We start from the raw sequence: 1,672 nt of genomic DNA on the forward strand, positions 1-1,672 counted from the left end.
CGTGCCCGCCGCCATCCGTGGCGGCCGGCCCCGGGGTCTTTCTTATTCGCCGGTCGCGTAGGGCGAACGCAGCGGCTGCGGCTGGCGCCCGAGCGAACCGCCGTAGCGGTCCAGCAGGAAGCGCAGGTACAGGTTGGTGCCGAACTGCTGGTAGTCGCGGGCGTTGTTGAGGTCCATGCGTCCGCCCAGGAACAGCTGCCGCGACAGCTGCCATTCCGCCGCCGCGCTGAGGTTGTAGGACACCCCGGTCTTGCTCTGGCCCGCGTACACCGGCTCGATGTACTGCGGGGTCAGGCCCAGCAGCGCGGCCAGCGAGGCGGCCTCGTAGGCGGCGGCCTGCAGCTGCGGATCGTCCGGGAAGTACGGTGCCGGATCGACCCGGAAGTGCTGCACGCCGACGCTGGCGTCCACCTGCCAGGCCAGGCGCTGGCTGGCGCTGCGCCCCGTCCAGTGCGCCGGGAAGCCGAGGTCGAAGTACGACTGCGGGCTGAAGTAGCCGCCGTGGCCGTAGGTGAAGCCGCTGAGGTTGCGGTCGTGGCGCATGGCGGTGAGGTTGAGGCCGGCGGTCAGCGACTGGTTGTCGGTCTCCAGCGCGTGCACGTAAACGCCCACGCTGGCCTCCTGGCGGTCGTTGCCGGCCACGTTCTCGCCTTCCAGCCGGTGCCAGGCGAAATTGCCATAGGTGCCCAGCAGGCCGTTGTCCATGGTCGCCTCGACCTTGGCGCCGGTGGCGGTCACTCCGCCCCACTGCATGCCGGTGCGCGGATCCTCCACGCCGGCGAAGGACAGCAGGCTGTCGGTCAGCGGCCGGCGCGAGGCCTCCACGCCCCAGCTCACGGTCTCGCCGGCCTGGCCGCGGTACGCCACGCCGCCAACCACCTGCGACTGGCGGAAGCCCAGCGGCGTGCTGCCGATGTCCAGGCGCAGGCCGCCGTGTTCGTAGGCGACCGCCACGCCCGCGCCGCTGGCGTCCTGGGCGCCCACCGGGCGCGCGCTGGCGGCGTTGGCGACCATCGCGTACAGCGTGTCCTGGAACGCCAGCGGGGTCTGGGTCGCGCTGGAACCGCGCGCCAGCCCCTGCAGCTGCGCCTGCTGCTCGGCGGTGAGGCCGCGCGCCAGGGTGGCGTTGCCGAGGATCTGCGCGGCGATGTCGCCGATCGGCAGGTTGCCCAGGTCGCGCGAGAGCACGTAGGCCGGCAGCGGATCCTGGTACAGCGCCTGCAGCGCCGCGGCGCGGCGCTCGGCCGCGGTCAGGGCGCCGTCGGTCTGGTTGTACAGCTCCTGGTAGCGGCCGCTGGCCAGCGCGGTGTCGTAGATCAGGTTGCGGGTGGCGTTGGTGTCGCCGCGGGTCAGCAGCAGCTGGTACAGGCTGGAGCCGACCAGCTTGTCCACCGGCTCGCGGTCGGCGGCCAGGGCCCCGGCCAGCGCCGCCTGCGGGCCGCCGCCGAAGCGGCTGGCCACCCCCTACCCGGCATCCATGCTGCCGGCGTCGAGGATGGTCGGGGTGACCGCCACCTGCAGCTTGCCCTCGCCCACGGCGAAGCGGCCCTGCAGCGGCACCTGCAGGTCGTCCAGCCGGCCCAGGCCGGCCTCGCCGTCGCGGCTGCGGTAGGCCGCGGCCACGCCCAGCTGGCTGCTGTTCTGGCCCTGCAGTTCGCGCAGCTCGTCCAGC

Annotated in this window: 2 protein-coding genes; both read right to left on the reverse strand. The window is 73.3% G+C overall.

The window, feature by feature from the left end:
• Positions 1–42: 42 nt before the first annotated feature.
• Positions 43–1,461 carry a cellulose synthase subunit BcsC-related outer membrane protein gene (locus tag B351_RS0104695; RefSeq protein ID WP_019397894.1) on the reverse strand — a complete coding sequence of 473 codons (1,419 nt, stop codon included), beginning with the start codon at positions 1,459–1,461 and terminating at the stop codon, positions 43–45.
• Positions 1,462–1,464: 3 nt separating this feature from the next.
• Positions 1,465–1,672, reverse strand: a 208-nt coding sequence (locus B351_RS17950) for a hypothetical protein (RefSeq protein WP_232207888.1), incomplete at its 5' end; no start/stop codon positions are given.

This window comes from Pseudoxanthomonas sp. GW2, from assembly GCF_000283075.1.
Lineage (GTDB): Bacteria > Pseudomonadota > Gammaproteobacteria > Xanthomonadales > Xanthomonadaceae > Pseudoxanthomonas.